A 15048-nucleotide genomic window follows, 5' to 3' on the forward strand; every position below is an offset into this window, starting at 1 on the left:
GGTTCGTCTTGGTAAACAAACCATCTACCGGAGACCTCACCCATTCCCAGCCAACGACACACCATGCCCAACAACAAGTTTCACACCGCCGCAACCAGCACCGACCTACTTCTTAAACACGACCTAGAACGCAACGCGCGCCAAGTATCCGCAGGGACCCACATCTTCCGGGATGGTCGCGCATTCGGGGTGGCCGATGGCCGCGAAGGCGAGGGTCGCGAGCAGCGGAACCGCAACCGCCACGCTGAGTACGAACGCCAGACTCATGATCGCCAGGCTTCCGATGGGGCGGGAGAGGACTGCCATGCGGTCAAACCCTATTGCCCCGACATCGAATGGCTATGACCCGGGGGAAGATCCGCATCGAGGATTGATGGGGCCTATGGGTTTTCCTCAAGGGTCCGCACCAGGGCGCCTGCGAGCAGCCGAACGGCTCGGTCGTCGTCGTCGACCAGTTGGCGCAGGGTGTTCAGGGCGAGGGTTCCCGGCATTTCGGCGAGGGCCTGGGTGAGGCGTAGTCGGGCGGCCTGGTCGGGGGTGGTGAGGGCGTCGGTGAGCGCCTTCATGATTCGGGTGGCCCAGTGCGGGTCGTGGGCGAGTGCGCCGAGGTGTTCGGCGGCTTCGACGTCGTTGGGGCCGGTGACGACGGTGGCGACGAGTTCGGGGATGGCGCCGGTGTCGCCGCGTGCGCCGAGGGCCAGGGCGGCTCGGCGGCGGATGTCCCGGTCGTTGTCGTGAAGCGCTTCGGTGAGCAGGGCGGCGGGTTCCTCGCCGGGCAGTTCGGCGAGAGCATGCAGAGCGCGGCGACGGATGTCGATATCGGTGGCGCGCAGGCCCGCGGCGAGGCGGGTGGCGCCGTCGCCTTCGGCGCGGGTCAGTGCCCAGCGCAGGGCGCCCGCGACGTTCGGGTCGGTTTCGGTGAGGATGGCTTCGGCGAGCAGGTCGGCGGGCATGGTGTCGTCGGTGAGGGCGGCCTGTTGGCGGTGGGCGGCGTTCGGGGAGCCGAGGGCGCGCAGGAGTTCGATGAGGCGCAGGACGTCTTGCCAGTCGTAGGGTTCGGCGGCGTCGACGGTGCGGAGTCGGTCGAGGAGTTCGCGTTCGCGGTGGAGGCGTTCCTCGGTTTCTCGGATGAGGTCGCCGACGAGCACGCTCGGGGTGAAGGCCGGGTCGTCGAGGGCGCGTGCGACTTGTTCGAGGGTCAGTCCCAGCGTGCGCAGGCCCTCGACGTGGAAGATGCGTCGGATGTCGGCGGGGGCGTATTCCCGGTAGCCGCCGAAAGTGCGGCCGGTGGGTCGCACCAGTCCGAGGGCGTCGTAGTGCCTGAGCATGCGGGCGCTCACTCCGGAGCGGCGGGCGACCTCACCGATCAGCACGGGGGATCTCCTTAGCGGTCGGGGCCGAGCGCGGCGACTCGTCGTGCCTCGTCGATGGCGAGGTGGAATCCGGAGTCCGGGTCGCGCAGTAGGCGTTCGGTGGCGGCGGCGTGGGCGCGCACGGTCGGGTCGGGATGTGTCCGAGCGGTGCGCAGGGCCGGTTCGGCGGTGTCGCCGAGTGCGGTGAGCGCGCGGCTCAGGCTCAGTTGTACCTCGCGGTCGCCGCGGCCGAGCTGGGTGGTGAGTTCGGCGGCCAGTTGTGGCCGCGCGTCGTCGGGGACGAGGACGACAGCAGCGCGCCATGCGGCCCGCGCGACTTCGTCGTCGGTGTCGCGCAGCAGTGCGGGTGTGATGTCGGGCCATGCGGTCCGGTCGGCGATCTTGGACAGGGTGTGCAGTGCTTGGCTGCGGGCTTGTGCCTGGTCGGAGCGCAGTTCGGCGCGCAGTTTCGGGACGGTGATCTCGGCGGGGTGCCGGGTCAGTGCCCAGGTGAGCATGTCGCGGACGTAGAAGTCGGGTTCGAGTGCGCACCGTCGGATCAGTGGGTCGATGTAGTCGGGTTCGGGATGGGTGCCGATGGCCAGGGCCGCACCGAGTCTGGTGGACGAGTTCGCGGCGGAAAGGGCGTCGAGCGGTTTGTGTGTCGTATTGATGGGGACCACCTCCGCCACCCAGTCAAGACCTTGACATCGTGACAAGGTCAAGTCGCGGTGGGGAGGTGGTGCGGGTCAGAGCAGGCGGTCGCGGTTGTCGTCGGCCTCGGCGCGGACGTCTTCGATGAAGTTGGTCTCGGGGGCGTCCTCGGCGCTGTGTTCGACGTAGAGAAGCAGGCAGCCGCGGATACCGTCGAGGAGGTCTTCGAGCAGGTCCAGGGCGGGGCGGGTGGGGTCGAGGCGGCTGATGCGGAATTCGGCGAGCAGGGCGGCGCGGGTCGCGCCGTCGACATTGTGTTTGCGGGCCTGTTCCTCGATATCGGCGACGCGGGCGACGACGCCCCACGGGTTGGGGACGTGCCCTTCCGAGACTGCCATGGCTTCGGCGATGAGGTCGGTGACGACATCGGTGGGGGTTTCGCCGGCGGTGAGGCGTTCCAGGACGAGGGTGGGGATTTCGACGGGGAGGGCCTCGATATCGTCGGCTTCGGCGATGACGTCGACGGTGGCGAGTTCGGCGAGTTCGCCCGCGGCCTCGGCGGCGGCGTAGAGCCAGTGGGCGGCGGCGACGGCGGCGGAGGCGGGATCGAGTTCGGTGAACAGTTCGATGCTGCCGAGCGGGTCTTGGCGCAGCAGGTCGTCGGCGGCTTGGACCTGGGCCGGTGATACGTCGGGGCGCGAGAGTTCGACGGCTTGGCGGGCGCGGCCGGTGAGGTCGCCGAGTTCGGCGGATTCGATGGCGGCTTGTTCGCGCCGGATCTCCTCGATGATCGCCGTGCGCAGGCCGGGATCGTCGATGGCGTGCAGGGTGCGGCCGAGGCGGTGGGCGGATTCGACGACGCCGCTGTAGGAGACGACGAGTCCGTGTTCGGTGGGGAGGTTGGGGGTGCGGATGCCGGGTTCGACTTCTTTGAAGTTGCGGCGTTCTTCGGCGCGGCGGTAGGCCTCGCTGTGCGGGATGTCCGGATCGCCTGCGGCGCTTGCGGGGTGGGTGTAGGTGCGCCATTGGAAGCGGGACAGGGTGGTGAGGTGCGACGCCAGATCCGTTGCGTGCTCGGTGTTCACCGGCGGGAGCAGGGCCACGGTTTCGGCGAGGTCGCCGCGGCCGCTCGCCCAGGTGGCGATGAGTGCGTTGCGGTCGGTATCGAAGGCGTATCGGGTCACCGGGTCAGTCTTGCCGATCGGGGGGTTCGGCGCGCGGGCAATGCGACCGATTGCGTTCTCGGTGGCGGCGTTTCGCTGTGGCACGCTTGGGGGCATGAGTTTCGATGCGGGTGTGCCGCAGTTGGCGGCGGTGGCCGAGCCGGTGCGTCCTTCGGTGGCAGAGGAAGCGAAAACTGTTGTGGTGTCGGCGATTACGGCGACGTTGGCGAGTGTGGGCGCAGACGGCCCGTGGGCGTCGCCGGTGGATTTCGGGGTGGCGGCGGGTCGGCCGGTGGTGCGCACGTTCGGGCGCGATGAGCATGTGACGAATTTGATGCGGGATCCGTCGGCGAGTGTGTCGATCGTGGCGGCGGGTGCGCAGGTGACGCTGGTGGGTTTGCTGGAGGAGCCGGTGGATGTGGCGGCGGCGCGGGCCGCCGTGTTGGCGGTCGAGGGTGAGGAGATGGTGGAGGAGGATTTGTGGGAGATGGATGTGTTGGGGTTGCGGTGGGTGGGGGGTGACGGCCGGACGGGGACGGCGTCGGGGCGCGAGTTCCTGGCGGCGCGGCCGGATCCGATTGTGCCGGTGGCGGGTCGGGAGGTCGGGCGGTTGAATGCGGAGCAGTCGGGGGCGTTGTTGGCGCTGGCGCGGGTGTTGGGTGGGTGTCCGGAGGCGGTGTCGGCGATGTGTGTGCGGGCGGATCGGTACGGGCTGGATTTGGCGGTGGGGTTGGTGCGGGGTCGGACGTTCACCAGGGTCGGTTTCGCGCGGCAGTTGGACGGGATCGACGAATTGTGGCCCGCGATGGAGGAATTGGCGCGGCGGGCCGATGCCGCCGAGGACGGTGTTCACGCCTCGTAGAGTTCCAGCGGCAGGTCGTCCGGGTCGAAGAAGAAGGCCATGGCCTTGCCGGTGAACTCGTCGGTGCGCAGTTCCTCCACGCGCACGCCCTGTGCGGCGAGTTCGGCGCGGGTGGCGGCGACGTCGTGGACGGCGAAGGCCAGGTGGCGCAGGCCGGTCGCTTCCGGACGGGTCGGGCGTGCGGGTGGGTTCGGGAAGGAGAACAGTTCCAGGCGGGCGCCGCCGGGGATGGCCAGATCGAGTTTGTAGGAGTCGCGTTCGGCGCGGTAGTGCTCGGCGATGATCGGCAAGCCGAGAGTCCGGGTGTAGAAGCGTTTGGAGCGCGCGTAGTCGGAGGCGATGATCGCGACGTGGTGGATGCCGAGGAAGTTCACGCAGTGACGGTATCCGGCGCGAGCTCGGAGAGTGGCGACGTTGTATAGCCGAAGTGTCCGCTGATCGGGATTATCGGCGGGAACCGGCGGTTCACGCCGTTCGTGCTGAAGCTGCCGATCCGGCCGCCGGTGCTGGTGGCCAAGCAGACCGCGTCGGTGGCGGTGTTGAGCGGCAACCGGTTCGGGCTCGGGGTGGGGATCAGTCCGTGGCCGGAGGATCGCTCCCGTGCCGACCGAGCCGGTGCCGATCCTGATCGGCGGGCACGGTGCGCCCGCGCTGCAGCGCGCCGCGCGGCGCGGTGACGGCTGGATGCACGCGGGCGGCTCTCCGGCCGAACTGGATCGCCTGCTCGCGCGGCTCGGTCGGCTGCGGGTCGAGTACGAGACCCGCTCGGATTTCGAGGTGCACGTCATCTCGCCCGACGGGTTCACCGTCGAGGGTGTCAAACGTCTGGAGACAAGGGTGTCACCGATGTGATCGTGGGTTTCCGCGATCCCTACACCACCGGACCCGATCCTCAGACGCTCGACACCAAGATCGCTCACCTCGAACGGTTCGCCGAGAAGGTCATCGCACGCTGCTGAGGATCAGATGATCGACCAGTCCGCGCAGGACACCACCTCGAACCCGCGGGCCGGGAAGACGGTGTCCATGAAGAAGTCGTGCACGGCCGGGTCGAGATCGGCGCAGCCGTCGCGCAGGACCGTCACCCGGTAGTCGCGGTCCGCCGCGTCGAGGCAGGTCGCGACGACCATCCCGTTGGTCGCGACACCCGCGATCGCGAGGGTGTCCACGCCGTTGGCGCGCAGCACCAGGTCGAGATCGGTGCCTGCGAACGCGCTCGCGCGGCGCTTGAGCACGGTCACGTCCTGCGCCGCGACGGGCAGCGCGATCTCGGTGCCGGGCGACCCCTCGTGGAAGGCGTCGCCGACGTCGAAGAACGACCGGACCATCGGGTTGCGCGGCGGCAGGTCGGTTCCGTTGGGGCGGAACGCGAAACGAACGAACACGACCAGTGCACCCGCCGCGCGGGCACGCGGGAGCAGGTCGGTCAGCGGCGCGAGGACCTGCCTGGTGACGGGGTAGTTGTCGGTGATGCCGCGTTGGACATCCCCGATGATCAAAGCGGTGGTCATGACAGGCTCCCGACGGTGCGGGACGGCAATGGGATACTCACCGGCTCCACCTTAGGAAACCGGACGGTCCCACCGCATGTCGACGGCATCCAGCCCCGGGGCGAATCCCTCCGGGCGGATACCGGTGACCGTGAATCCGAGCCGCTCGTAGAAGGGGCGCGAATGCTGACTGGTCACCAGTTTCACCGCCGAGGCCGTGCCGTCCTCCCGGATCAACCGCATCCGCTCGCGGAACAGATAGGAGCCGATCCCCCGACGATGGTGCGTGTGCACCACCATGCCCCAGCACAGCGACGCCGTCCCGTCCGGTTTGATCGCCCATCCCCCGCAGGCCAGGGTCCGCCCGTCCTCCTCGACGACGAAGTACTCCCCCGGATCGTCGAGAAACTCGGCGAATTCCGCCAGTTCCTCCGGTGCGAAGAATTCCGGGGTGTTGCCGCGCATGATGTCCAGGCAGAGTTCACGGTCATCGGCTTGGTAGGGCCTGATATCGATGGTTCGCTCCGATCCTCGGTGGTGTGATCAACTCTCGTCGCAGGCGCGACACATGACAAGTCCGACTCTCCTATCGGGGCAGGGGAATCCGATCCCGCCCACTCGGAGCAGGCGCCTATCGTTCCAGGAAAGTGTGCAGGCCGACCGTGGCGAGGATCTGCTGTGCGCCGAATTCCTCGAAGGTGTCGACGGTTTCGAAGCCCAGGCGGGCGGCGAGGCGCAGGGAGCGTTCGTTGACGGTCTGGGTGACGAGCAGGACCGGCTGGTCGGGCAGTTCGGCGGCCGCGGCGCGGGCCGGGCGCAGGACGAGGCGGTCGGTGCTGATCTCGGTGGGCAGGCTCATCGCTCGATTCTGTCCCATCGAGCCGATCATTAACGGACGCAGGACATTACGGGGAGGTGCGTTGGACCTCGGAGGGCAGTGGGTGGTCGGCGTCGAGGGCCGCCAACCCGTCGATGCTGTGCCCGTTGTCGCCCTCGATCCGGCGGGCGAAATCCTCCTCGGTCTTCCTGGCGTGGTGGGTGTCGAGGACCGGGCGTTCACCGACCAGTTCGTAGTAGGGCACCGAATAGCCGCAGGCGTCGGCGATGCGTTCGACATCGATGACGACGACCGCGCGGATACCGGGATGCTCGAGACCGAAATGGGTGCGCAGCTCGGCGAATTCGGTGTCGTCGGGACGCACGACGCGACCGGTTCCGAACAGTCGCAGAATTCTGGAGTTGCGGGTGAACGAGCAGAACATGACGGTGATGCGGCCGTTGTCGCGCAGGTGGGCGATGGTTTCGACACCGCTGCCGAACAGGTCGAGGTAGGCGACGGTGTGATCGTCCAGGACGGCGAAGGTGTCGCGGTATCCCTTGGGAGACAGGTTCACTCGCCCGCCCTCCGACGGCGCGGTGGCGACGAAGAACATCGCCTGCGCCCCGATGAAGCGCCGCAGGGATTCGTCCAGGTGCTCGAACTCCTTGGCCATATGCCTCCCTCGGTCGATCTACCGATTCAGCGTAACCACGGCGAACGCCGGGTCTCCGGTGAAATTCGTCTCAGCCGCGCGGTGATCGGCCGCTGTGCCGTGCCGCCGTCACGCCGATGAATGGTCGGCCCCATGGGACGGGAAGGGCACGATGCGTCGCGTGTGCGCGTACACCGCGGCATGCACCCGATCGCGAACCCCCAACTTGGCCAGCACATTCGACACATGCGTCTTCACCGTCTGCTCGCCGACGCCCAGGGCGCGGGCGATCTCGGGATTGGTGCGGGCATCGGCGATCAGCAGCAGCACCTCGTGTTCGCGGGCGCTGAGGGCCGCCAGTTCGGGTGCGGTCGGGAAAGGGTCGATGCCGGTGGTGAGGCGGGCGATGAGCCTGCCGGTGCGGTGCGGGTCGAGCAGGGTGTGTCCGCGCACGGCGGCCCGGATGGCGGCGACCAGTTCCGGCGGCGGCAGCGTTTTGGTGAGGAAGGCGCTGGCGCCCAGACGCAGTGCGCGGTAGAGGTTTTCGTCGGTGTCGCGGGCGGTGAGGGTCAGCAGGCGGGTGCGGCTGCCCAAATCGGCGACCGAATCGAGGACGGCCGGGTCGGCCAGATCGGGCATATCGAGGTCCAGGATGGCGATATCGGGGCGCAGGCGGGCGATCTCGCGGGTGGCGGCCGCGCCGTCGTCGACCTCGGCGACGCATTCCAGGTCGGGTTCGGTGCCGAGCGCCGCGCGCAGCCCGGTCCGGAACACCGGGTGATCGTTGGCGAGCAGCACCGTGATGGTCGGTCGGGCCTGCGGTGCGGCATCGGCCGGGCAGACACCCTGATCGGCGGAAGCGGGTGCGGGATGGCGCGGTTCGAGTTCGGTGACTCCGCCCGCGGCGGTGGTCGGGGCGGCGGCGAGCGCCGGACCCGCCGACACCGTGGAGGCGGTGAGCGCGAGCACGAGCGTCGACGCCACCCGCAGCAGGTGACGTTTCGGGGTGGGCGGGACCATTCGTCCCACCGTAGGTCGCGGGCGCGGCGATGTACATCGGCCGGGTGCGGTATCCGGTGTTCCCCCGATCGGGGGACTCAGCGCAGGAATCCCGCGTAATTGCGGCTCACCACCTGGGATTCGATCTGCTTCACCGTATCGAGGCCGACGCTCACCACGATCAGCACCGAAGTGCCCGCGAACCCGAAACTCTCCGCCGAACCCGGCAGCAGGGTCGGTGCGACCGCCACCACGCCGAGGTAGATCGCGCCGGGCAGCGTGATCCTGGTCAGCACACGACTCAGGAACTGTGCGGTCGGTCTGCCCGGTCGGTAGCCGGGAATGAATCCGCCGAACTTGCGCATCTCCTCGGCCCGCTCGACCGGGTCCACGGTCACCGACACGTAGAAGTAGGTGCCGCCGACTATCAGCGCGAAGTAGACGATCACATGGACCGGGTTGGTCGGATTCGCCAGATATTTCTGCACCAGTTGCGCCCACCGGCTCGGGTCCGGTCCCTGCGTCAACTGGACCAGCAGCGTCGGCAGCGACAGCAGCGAGGAGGCGAAGATGACCGGAATCACCCCGGCCTGATTCACTTTCAGCGGCAGATACGTCGACGCCCCGCCGAACATGCGCCGACCCACCACCCGCTTGGCGTACTGCACCGGAATCCGCCGCTGCCCCTGCTCGACATAGACCACCACCGCGATGGTCAGCACCGCCGCCACGCACACCCCCGCGAGGACCAGCCCGCCCCGCTCCTGAATCGCCTTGCCCTGGCCGGGAATTCGCGCCACGATCCCCGTCAGGATCAGCAGCGACATCCCATTGCCGATCCCGCGCTCCCCGATCAACTCCCCGAACCACATCACCAGCGCCGCACCCGCCGTCATCACCACGACCAGCACCAGCAGCGCGAACAGAGAGGAATCGGCGAGAATGTTGTCCGCGCAGCCGCGCAGCAACTGCTTGCGCGCCGCCAACGCCGCCAACGCCGAGGACTGCAACAGCGCCACCGCCATGGTCAGGTAGCGGGTGTACTGGGTCAGCCGCGCCTGCCCGGACGTGCCCTCCTTGCGCAACTCCTCGAACCTGGGGATCACCACCGTCAACAGTTGGATCACGATGCTCGCGGTGATGTACGGGGTGATCCCCGCCGCGAACACCGACAGTTGCAGCATCGCCCCACCCGAGATCAGATCCACCATCTGATAGATCCCCGCCGCCTCACCCCCGGAAACCACCGCGAGACACCGTTTCACCGCCGGATAGTCCACCCCCGGCGACGGCAACGCCGCACCGAGCCGGAACAACGCCAGCAACCCCAGCGTGACCAGGATCTTCCGCCGAATCTCCGGGGTACGCAACGCCGGTCCGAACGCGGACAGCACACATCCTCCTGCAAGCCGATCTCGCCGGGTCCGCCGAATCGGAACCCGTTGGGAGACTTCGACGCTACGGACCGCAACCTGCCACGACGTCGGCGCGAAGGCGGAGATCGGGCTCCCGCGATGGAGGGAGCCAGTAGGGTGAAAACGACATCTCGCCCGAGGTCGATGCCGGATTCACCCCGGTCCGCCAACCTGTCGCGGTTGATCGACGCAGGCCCGCTACCGGAGCACTGAATAGGTGGATTTGCGGCGGGCGCCGGCGACCGTTGATAATTCGCCGGTGCCCGAGACCACCGTGTTCTCCGCCAAACCGACCCTGACCGGGCAGCGGGTGGTGTTGCGCCCGTTCGTGGCCGAGGATCTGCCTGTTCTCGTTGCGGCGCTCGCCGATCCGGAGGTGCGCAGGCTCACCGGGAGCGCGCACGACGAGCAGGCGGCGCTCGCCGCCGACCCGCCGGAGTATCGGGAGAAGCTGCGGGAGTGGTACGCGACGCGCGCCGAACAATCCGACCGCCTCGACCTGGCCGTCGTCGAACTCGGCGCCGGCCGCTGCGTCGGTGAGGTCGTGCTCAATCGGTGGGATCCCGGCAACCGCAGCGCCAACCTCCGCATCCTCATCGGCCCCGGCGGCCAGGGGCGCGGCCTCGGCACCGAAGCCACCCGCCTGACCGTCGGCTACGGCTTCGACGAGATCGGCCTGCACCGCATCTCCCTCGAGGTCTTCGCCTTCAACCCCCGCGCCCGCCGCGCCTACGAGAAGGTCGGCTTCCGCTCCGAAGGGGTCCTGCGTCGATCCCAGCGCTACGGCGACCAATGGTTCGATGCCACGATCATGTCGATCCTCGCCGACGAATGGGCCGTCCACCACGGGCATCCCGCGTAGCGCTGTCTCGCTACCTCCGCAATCGGGTCCGAAGGTCGTCGAGGGACGTGCCGCTCGCGCGGTCGCGTTCGGGGGCGAAGGGGATGCCGGTGCGGAGGGCGCGCAGGGTGAGGGTGGTGGCTTCACCGAGAAGGGAGACGCCGATGGACAGGGTGATGGGGCGGGCGTCGGGGTGGACGCCGAAATAGTGGGCGGCGTAGCCGATTCCGAGGCCGACCGAGGTGGAGACCACCCAGACGACGAGGGTCCACGGGCTGTAGCGCTGCCAGAGGTGCCCGTCGCGGTCGCTGAGGCGGATCGTGGTGCCGCGCACCGCGCCGAACGCGAGGCCCGCCGCGCAGCCCAGCACGAGCCACAGCACGTCGACGGCGGAGATGTCGTGGACCTTGGTGAGGCTGTAGACGCCGATGCCCAGCAGGACGACCGGGGGAATGAGGGTGTCGCGCGCATTGAGGGGTTCGCCGATGAAGCGTTTGACGATCACGCCGATCACCAGCGCCGCCACGACGACGAAGGTCAGGGTCGAACTCAAGTCACCACTCCTTAATAGCATGTGCGTGCTAATTAAATTAGCGTGAGTGTGCTAGAAAGCCGTCATCCGAACGAATGACCCGCGGCCGAGCGACGGGGCCGGAGACGGCAACGAAGCGTGACCACGCGGCCGCGAGATACAGAGTTAGGACGCCCATGCCGAAGATCGTCGACCCCATCCAGCGCCGGAAAGCGGTGGCCGACGCCGTTTTCCGGGTGGTCGCCGAGGAAGGAGTGCAGGGCGCGTCCCTGCGTCGGGTGGCCGAGGAAGCCGGACTCGCCATCGGATCGGTGCGCCACTACTTCGACGGTCACACCGAACTGCTCGGCTTCGCCCTGGCCGAACTCAACAACCGGGTCAACCTGCGCGTCGAGGCCCACCTCGCGCGGCGCGACACCGAAACCCGGCCGCGACCCGGCCATTTCGCCGAACAGGTCCTCGCCGAACTCCTCCCCCTCGATCCGCCCCGCCTGGAGGAGGCCGCCGTCTGGTTGGCCTTCACCGCCACCGCCCGCTCCCACCCCGCACTCGCCCCGATCGCCCTCGAGCTCGCCTCCGGTGTCCGGTGGATCGCCCACCGCGCACTGACCGGCATGGCCGAGGCAGGCGTCCTGAACGACACGATCGGCGACCTCGAGCACGAAAGCGACCGCCTAGCCGCCCTACTCGACGGACTCGCACTGGCCGCAGTCATCGATCCGGGCCGCCGCGACCCCGACACCATTCGCGCCGTCCTACGCCTGCACCTCGCCTCCCTCGTCCGCAACGGGTGAATTCCGCACTCGGACGCCGCGGATCGTCCGGGAGCACTGCCGAACAAGCCGCCCCAACACGGATCGGCCTTGCCGTGATTGGCAGGGCGGCCCAACGTTTGATACGCAAGGGTCCGGACACGCGGGCCTGCGGTAGTGCGGCCCGGTCGCGACGAACTCGAGGAACAGAGATGTCGGCACCCGCCCAACCCGTTCTACGCCCCACGGCCCGAATCCTGCTGGTGGACGAGGATGATCGGATTCTGCTTTTCTCCGGCACGGACGAGGCCGACGGGCGGACGTTCTGGCTTCCGGTCGGTGGCGGATGCGATCCGGGGGAGACTCCGGAGCAGGCGGCGATTCGCGAGATGCGGGAGGAGACCGGGCTCGACGACATAGCGCTCGGCCCCATGGTTTGGCGGCGGAATCTGATCGCCACGTGGGGCGGAGTCACCTATGACTGCCGCGAGCACTATTTCCTCACCCGCACAGCGGCATTCGAGGTCGACACGTCCGGATTCACCGAGGTGGAACGGGCCACGGTCACCGGGCACCACTGGTGGACGCTCGACGAGTTGCGGGCGACCACCGACCGCCTGGTCCCCCGCGACCTGGCCCGGCTCCTCCCGGATCTGCTCCGCGCCGGACCGCCGCGGACTCCGATCCTCCTGGAGCGCTGAATCCGAGCCTGCCGGGGGAAAATTCGTCCGACTCGCGCACGCGACCTTGCTGTCGGGATTGCGACCGCTGCCGGTCCTAGGCTCACGCCCTGAGGAACAGACCGGTGAGTTTGCACCGGTCGCCGACGGAACGCTCGTCGGCACGGGAAAGAAACCGGCAAACAACGGGAAGGAACTGGATCATGAAGAGGTCTGTGTTCGTCAAAGCCGGAATGTTGTGTTTCGCACTCGTGGCATCGCTGTCGACCGCCGGTCTCGCGGGAGCCGAACCGGATGAGATGGAGCCGCAGGCTCCGTCCGGCGTCCAAGAGATGACGCTGTGCCCGCAGGGTTGGTTCTGCGTCTGGAACAAGCCGCATTTCCAGGGCAATTGGCTGGGTGGCACCGTCGTGGGCACCTGCTACACGCCGTTCCCGGCCCCGGCGGGACTGAACTCGGTCTCGAATCAGACCGGGCATACGGTGCGCCTCTACAGCCAAGAAGGTTGCGGCGGAATCCATCAGGACATCGGCACGGGGATGGGCGTCGACCCCACCTCGATCAAGGTCCGCGCCGCCCGGATCCTGTAGGCGAGGATTCGCTCGGACGGGTCCGCGACCCGTCCGAGCATCCTTCGCGGCAACTTCGAGCGCGACCCGCGCAGTAACATTCGGGCGCGACCCGCAACACCGAGCGCATCCTTCGCAGTGACACGGACCACCCCGCAGCGGACGCGAAATCCCGCGCCGGGGATGATCGTGAGCCAAGGGAAAGGATCGACGCATGACGACCACGGCGGGCTACGCCTACGACACCGATACCGCGAGCACCAGGGTGGGCGAGCACGAGTACGCGTTGGAACTGTCGCGACGCTGGTACACCCCCGCCAACACCGCCAACGGCGGTTATCTGCTCGCGACGGCGCTGCAGGCGCTGCGACAGGAGATCCCGCACCCGGATCTGATCGCGGCCTCCGCGCATTTTCTGCGGCCCGGCACCGCCGGACCCGCCCGCATCACCACCGAGACCGTCCGGATCGGGCGGCGCACCGCCACCGGGCAGGCCGCACTGTTCCGCGAGGGGCGCGAAATCCTGCGCGTGCTGGCCACATTCAGCGATCTCGCCGCCGCCGAGGGGCCGACCGCGATCATCGGCGCCCCGCCCGTGCTGCCACCGCCGCAGGAATGCGTGAACCCCATCGTCGACCCGATGCCCGGCATCGCGGAGCGGGTCGAATTCCGGATGCCGCGACTGCCCGGATTCCTGCGCGGCGAACCGGGCGGCACCGCCGTCGTCGAATTCTGGATGCGCTTCGCCGACGGTCGCGACGCCGACCCGATCGCGCTGGCACTGCTGGTCGATGCCGCCATGCCCGCCGTCTTCGATCTGGGGACGGTGCCCGCCTCCTCCACCATCGAACTCACCGCGCACATCCGCCGCAGGCCCGCGCCGGGATGGCTGGCCTGCCGGGTGGGCACCCGCTTCCTCATCGACGGATTCCACGAGGAGGATTTCGAGATGTGGGACAGCACCGGCGCGCCGGTGGCCCAGTCGCGGCAACTGTCCCTTATTCCTTGACCCGGCCCGCTATTTCGCGATCCGACCGAGGACGCCGCGCAGGTAGGCGGCCTGGCCGACGTGCTGCAGGTCGTCGGAGATGACGCTGATCAATCGCACGGCCAGCGTGACCGGCGGATCCCAGCGGGTGTCGACGACGCGGGGCAGGTCGGCGTCGACCAGGTCGCGCACGTAGCGCAGAGTCTGCTCGTGCACCGCGTCGTAGTAGCCGGTGAGCAGTTCGGCGGAGGCGTGCACCTCCCCGGCCTGATCGGCGGTGTCGCCGTAGCCGATGCGGTGCTTGTCGACGGGCAGGGCGAACCGGTCGAACCAGCCGCCTGCCAGCCACACCTGCTCCAGACCGGCCACGGCGGCGACGTGGTCGTCCTGGACTCTGGTCAGGTGCCAGACGAGCCAGGCGATGGAGTTCGCGCCCGGATCGATCCGATGCGACAGGTCCGCGACGGACAGTCCGTCGACGGCGGCGTGCACTTCCTCGCGGACGCGTTCGAAGGCGTCGGTCAGTAGCTCGGCGCTGGTCATGGTTTCCTCACTCCAAGGGGTTGTTCCGACGACCCTACAACCGGGATCCGACAGATCGGGATCCCGCGCGGCACAGGCGATTACCCGGCGACCGGGACGGGTTCGGGTTCGGGCTCCCGGAAGCCGGGCAGCAGCCGATTCGCCACCGGGATGAGCACCTGGATCAGCGGACCGATCCCCAACGCGTAGAGCAGGGTGCCGGCACCGACATTGCCGCCCAGCAGCCATCCGATCGCCAGCACCGTCACCTCGATCGAGGTGCGCACCACCCGCACCGACCACCCGGTGCGTCGCACCAGCCCGGTCATCAGGCCATCGCGTGGTCCCGGACCCATGCCCGCCCCGATATAGAGGACGGTGGCCACCGCGTTCAAGGCCACTCCGCCCACCAGCAGCGCGATCCGCACGGGCAACCACTGCGGGTGCCCCAGCAACGCCAACCCGGCGTCGACCGACACCGCGATCATCACCACATTGCTGACCGTTCCGAATCCGGGCCGCTGCCGCAGCGGAATCCATGCCAGCAGCACCAGCGCTCCCGTCACGGCGGTCACCACCCCGAAACTCACGGGCACATGTGCCGCGACCCCCTGATGGAACACATCCCACGGGTCGAGCCCCAGCCCGGCCCGCACCATCAGGGCCATCGACAACCCGTACAACCACAGTCCGACGAACAGCGCCGGTAGACGACGAAGCATGCCGACCAGCATCGACCACAACTGGACACTTGATC

Annotated in this window: 20 protein-coding genes and 1 pseudogene; 7 read left to right on the top strand and 14 right to left on the bottom strand. The window is 68.5% G+C overall.

What is annotated here, in order from left to right:
• Positions 1-123 precede the first annotated feature (123 nt).
• From D5S18_RS18105 to D5S18_RS18120, 4 genes are all read right to left on the bottom strand, one after another.
• Positions 124-306 carry a hypothetical protein gene (locus D5S18_RS18105; RefSeq protein ID WP_120042243.1) on the bottom strand — a complete coding sequence of 61 codons (183 nt, stop codon included), beginning with the start codon at positions 304-306 and terminating at the stop codon, positions 124-126.
• A 74-nt stretch (positions 307-380) separates the two neighbouring features.
• Positions 381-1373, bottom strand: a complete 993-nt coding sequence (locus D5S18_RS18110; RefSeq protein ID WP_120042244.1) for a HEAT repeat domain-containing protein — start codon at positions 1371-1373, stop codon at positions 381-383.
• Between the two features lie 11 nt (positions 1374-1384).
• On the bottom strand, positions 1385-2035 hold the full coding sequence (locus tag D5S18_RS18115) for a HEAT repeat domain-containing protein (RefSeq protein WP_120042364.1): 651 nt from the start codon (positions 2033-2035) through the stop codon (positions 1385-1387).
• 66 nt (positions 2036-2101) lie between these two features.
• Entirely contained in the window at positions 2102-3190 is a 1089-nt protein-coding gene (locus D5S18_RS18120; protein ID WP_147403990.1) for a hypothetical protein, read from the bottom strand.
• A gap of 94 nt (positions 3191-3284) precedes the next feature.
• Here D5S18_RS18120 and D5S18_RS18125 point away from each other — a divergent pair, with 94 nt between their 5' ends.
• A complete protein-coding gene (locus tag D5S18_RS18125) occupies positions 3285-4031 on the top strand; it encodes a DUF2470 domain-containing protein (RefSeq protein WP_120042246.1) in 747 nt (248 codons plus the stop codon).
• Here the strand turns inward: D5S18_RS18125 and gloA2 are convergent.
• Positions 4019-4405 (bottom strand): SMU1112c/YaeR family gloxylase I-like metalloprotein, encoded by a 387-nt coding sequence (gene gloA2, locus D5S18_RS18130; RefSeq protein WP_120042247.1) that lies wholly within the window; start codon positions 4403-4405, stop codon positions 4019-4021. The genes D5S18_RS18125 and gloA2 overlap by 13 nt on opposite strands.
• A 63-nt stretch (positions 4406-4468) precedes the next feature.
• Between gloA2 and D5S18_RS18135 the strand changes: the two are divergent.
• Positions 4469-4990: pseudogene (locus D5S18_RS18135) on the top strand (LLM class F420-dependent oxidoreductase); the annotation flags it as partial.
• A 3-nt stretch (positions 4991-4993) separates the two neighbouring features.
• On the opposite strand, the gene D5S18_RS18140 reads toward D5S18_RS18135, so the two are convergent.
• The 6 genes from D5S18_RS18140 to secY all read right to left on the bottom strand — a co-directional run bounded on the left by D5S18_RS18140 (position 4994) and on the right by secY (position 9386).
• Positions 4994-5542 carry a cysteine hydrolase family protein gene (locus D5S18_RS18140; RefSeq protein ID WP_120042248.1) on the bottom strand — a complete coding sequence of 183 codons (549 nt, stop codon included), beginning with the start codon at positions 5540-5542 and terminating at the stop codon, positions 4994-4996.
• Positions 5543-5593: 51 nt separating this feature from the next.
• Positions 5594-5986: a GNAT family N-acetyltransferase gene (locus D5S18_RS18145; protein ID WP_203236799.1), complete on the bottom strand. Its 393-nt coding sequence runs from the start codon at positions 5984-5986 to the stop codon at positions 5594-5596.
• A gap of 166 nt (positions 5987-6152) precedes the next feature.
• On the bottom strand, positions 6153-6380 hold the full coding sequence (locus D5S18_RS18150) for an acetyltransferase (RefSeq protein WP_120042365.1): 228 nt from the start codon (positions 6378-6380) through the stop codon (positions 6153-6155).
• Positions 6381-6426: 46 nt separating this feature from the next.
• Positions 6427-7014 carry a pyridoxamine 5'-phosphate oxidase family protein gene (locus D5S18_RS18155; RefSeq protein ID WP_120042250.1) on the bottom strand — a complete coding sequence of 196 codons (588 nt, stop codon included), beginning with the start codon at positions 7012-7014 and terminating at the stop codon, positions 6427-6429.
• Positions 7015-7122: 108 nt separating this feature from the next.
• Complete coding sequence (locus tag D5S18_RS18160) at positions 7123-8013, bottom strand: response regulator (protein ID WP_120042251.1); 891 nt, start codon at positions 8011-8013, stop codon at positions 7123-7125.
• 77 nt (positions 8014-8090) lie between these two features.
• Positions 8091-9386: a preprotein translocase subunit SecY gene (gene secY / locus D5S18_RS18165; protein ID WP_120042252.1), complete on the bottom strand. Its 1296-nt coding sequence runs from the start codon at positions 9384-9386 to the stop codon at positions 8091-8093.
• A 280-nt stretch (positions 9387-9666) separates the two neighbouring features.
• Between secY and D5S18_RS18170 the strand changes: the two genes are divergently transcribed.
• Positions 9667-10269: a GNAT family N-acetyltransferase gene (locus D5S18_RS18170; protein ID WP_203236800.1), complete on the top strand. Its 603-nt coding sequence runs from the start codon at positions 9667-9669 to the stop codon at positions 10267-10269.
• Positions 10270-10279: 10 nt separating this feature from the next.
• Here D5S18_RS18170 and D5S18_RS18175 read toward each other — a convergent pair whose 3' ends face one another.
• Positions 10280-10801 carry a CcdC protein domain-containing protein gene (locus D5S18_RS18175; protein WP_203236801.1) on the bottom strand — a complete coding sequence of 174 codons (522 nt, stop codon included), beginning with the start codon at positions 10799-10801 and terminating at the stop codon, positions 10280-10282.
• 155 nt (positions 10802-10956) lie between these two features.
• On the opposite strand from D5S18_RS18175, the gene D5S18_RS18180 reads away from it, so the two are divergent.
• The 4 genes from D5S18_RS18180 (at position 10957) to D5S18_RS18195 (ending at position 13790) form a co-directional block, all read left to right on the top strand.
• On the top strand, positions 10957-11574 hold the full coding sequence (locus tag D5S18_RS18180) for a TetR/AcrR family transcriptional regulator (protein ID WP_120042254.1): 618 nt from the start codon (positions 10957-10959) through the stop codon (positions 11572-11574).
• 170 nt (positions 11575-11744) lie between these two features.
• A complete protein-coding gene (locus D5S18_RS18185; protein WP_120042255.1) occupies positions 11745-12233 on the top strand; it encodes an NUDIX hydrolase in 489 nt (162 codons plus the stop codon).
• Between the two features lie 182 nt (positions 12234-12415).
• On the top strand, positions 12416-12802 hold the full coding sequence (locus D5S18_RS18190) for a peptidase inhibitor family I36 protein (protein WP_120042256.1): 387 nt from the start codon (positions 12416-12418) through the stop codon (positions 12800-12802).
• Between the two features lie 193 nt (positions 12803-12995).
• Positions 12996-13790, top strand: coding sequence for a thioesterase family protein (locus tag D5S18_RS18195; RefSeq protein ID WP_120042257.1), 795 nt, complete (start codon positions 12996-12998; stop codon positions 13788-13790).
• Positions 13791-13799: 9 nt separating this feature from the next.
• On the opposite strand, the gene D5S18_RS18200 is transcribed toward D5S18_RS18195, so the two are convergent.
• Positions 13800-14312: a mycothiol transferase gene (locus tag D5S18_RS18200; RefSeq protein ID WP_120042258.1), complete on the bottom strand. Its 513-nt coding sequence runs from the start codon at positions 14310-14312 to the stop codon at positions 13800-13802.
• 80 nt (positions 14313-14392) lie between these two features.
• Positions 14393-15013, bottom strand: a complete 621-nt coding sequence (gene yczE, locus D5S18_RS18205) for a membrane protein YczE (RefSeq protein WP_120042367.1) — start codon at positions 15011-15013, stop codon at positions 14393-14395.
• Positions 15014-15048 lie beyond the last annotated feature (35 nt).

The organism is Nocardia panacis (assembly GCF_003598715.1).
Classification (GTDB): Bacteria; Actinomycetota; Actinomycetes; order Mycobacteriales; family Mycobacteriaceae; genus Nocardia; species Nocardia panacis.

Excerpts from the sequence above, each read along its gene's own strand:
- D5S18_RS18105 (WP_120042243.1), bottom strand. The coding sequence starts at position 306 with ATGGCAGTCCTCTCCCGCCCCATCGGAAGCCTGGCGATCATGAGTCTG.
- D5S18_RS18125 (WP_120042246.1), top strand. The coding sequence starts at position 3,285 with ATGAGTTTCGATGCGGGTGTGCCGCAGTTGGCGGCGGTGGCCGAGCCG.
- D5S18_RS18140 (WP_120042248.1), bottom strand. The coding sequence starts at position 5,542 with ATGACCACCGCTTTGATCATCGGGGATGTCCAACGCGGCATCACCGAC.
- D5S18_RS18145 (WP_203236799.1), bottom strand. The coding sequence starts at position 5,986 with ATGCGCGGCAACACCCCGGAATTCTTCGCACCGGAGGAACTGGCGGAA.
- D5S18_RS18150 (WP_120042365.1), bottom strand. The coding sequence starts at position 6,380 with ATGAGCCTGCCCACCGAGATCAGCACCGACCGCCTCGTCCTGCGCCCG.
- D5S18_RS18155 (WP_120042250.1), bottom strand. The coding sequence starts at position 7,014 with ATGGCCAAGGAGTTCGAGCACCTGGACGAATCCCTGCGGCGCTTCATC.
- D5S18_RS18160 (WP_120042251.1), bottom strand. The coding sequence starts at position 8,013 with ATGGTCCCGCCCACCCCGAAACGTCACCTGCTGCGGGTGGCGTCGACG.
- D5S18_RS18180 (WP_120042254.1), top strand. The coding sequence starts at position 10,957 with ATGCCGAAGATCGTCGACCCCATCCAGCGCCGGAAAGCGGTGGCCGAC.
- D5S18_RS18185 (WP_120042255.1), top strand. The coding sequence starts at position 11,745 with ATGTCGGCACCCGCCCAACCCGTTCTACGCCCCACGGCCCGAATCCTG.
- D5S18_RS18190 (WP_120042256.1), top strand. The coding sequence starts at position 12,416 with ATGAAGAGGTCTGTGTTCGTCAAAGCCGGAATGTTGTGTTTCGCACTC.
- D5S18_RS18195 (WP_120042257.1), top strand. The coding sequence starts at position 12,996 with ATGACGACCACGGCGGGCTACGCCTACGACACCGATACCGCGAGCACC.
- D5S18_RS18200 (WP_120042258.1), bottom strand. The coding sequence starts at position 14,312 with ATGACCAGCGCCGAGCTACTGACCGACGCCTTCGAACGCGTCCGCGAG.
- yczE (WP_120042367.1), bottom strand. The coding sequence starts at position 15,013 with ATGCTTCGTCGTCTACCGGCGCTGTTCGTCGGACTGTGGTTGTACGGG.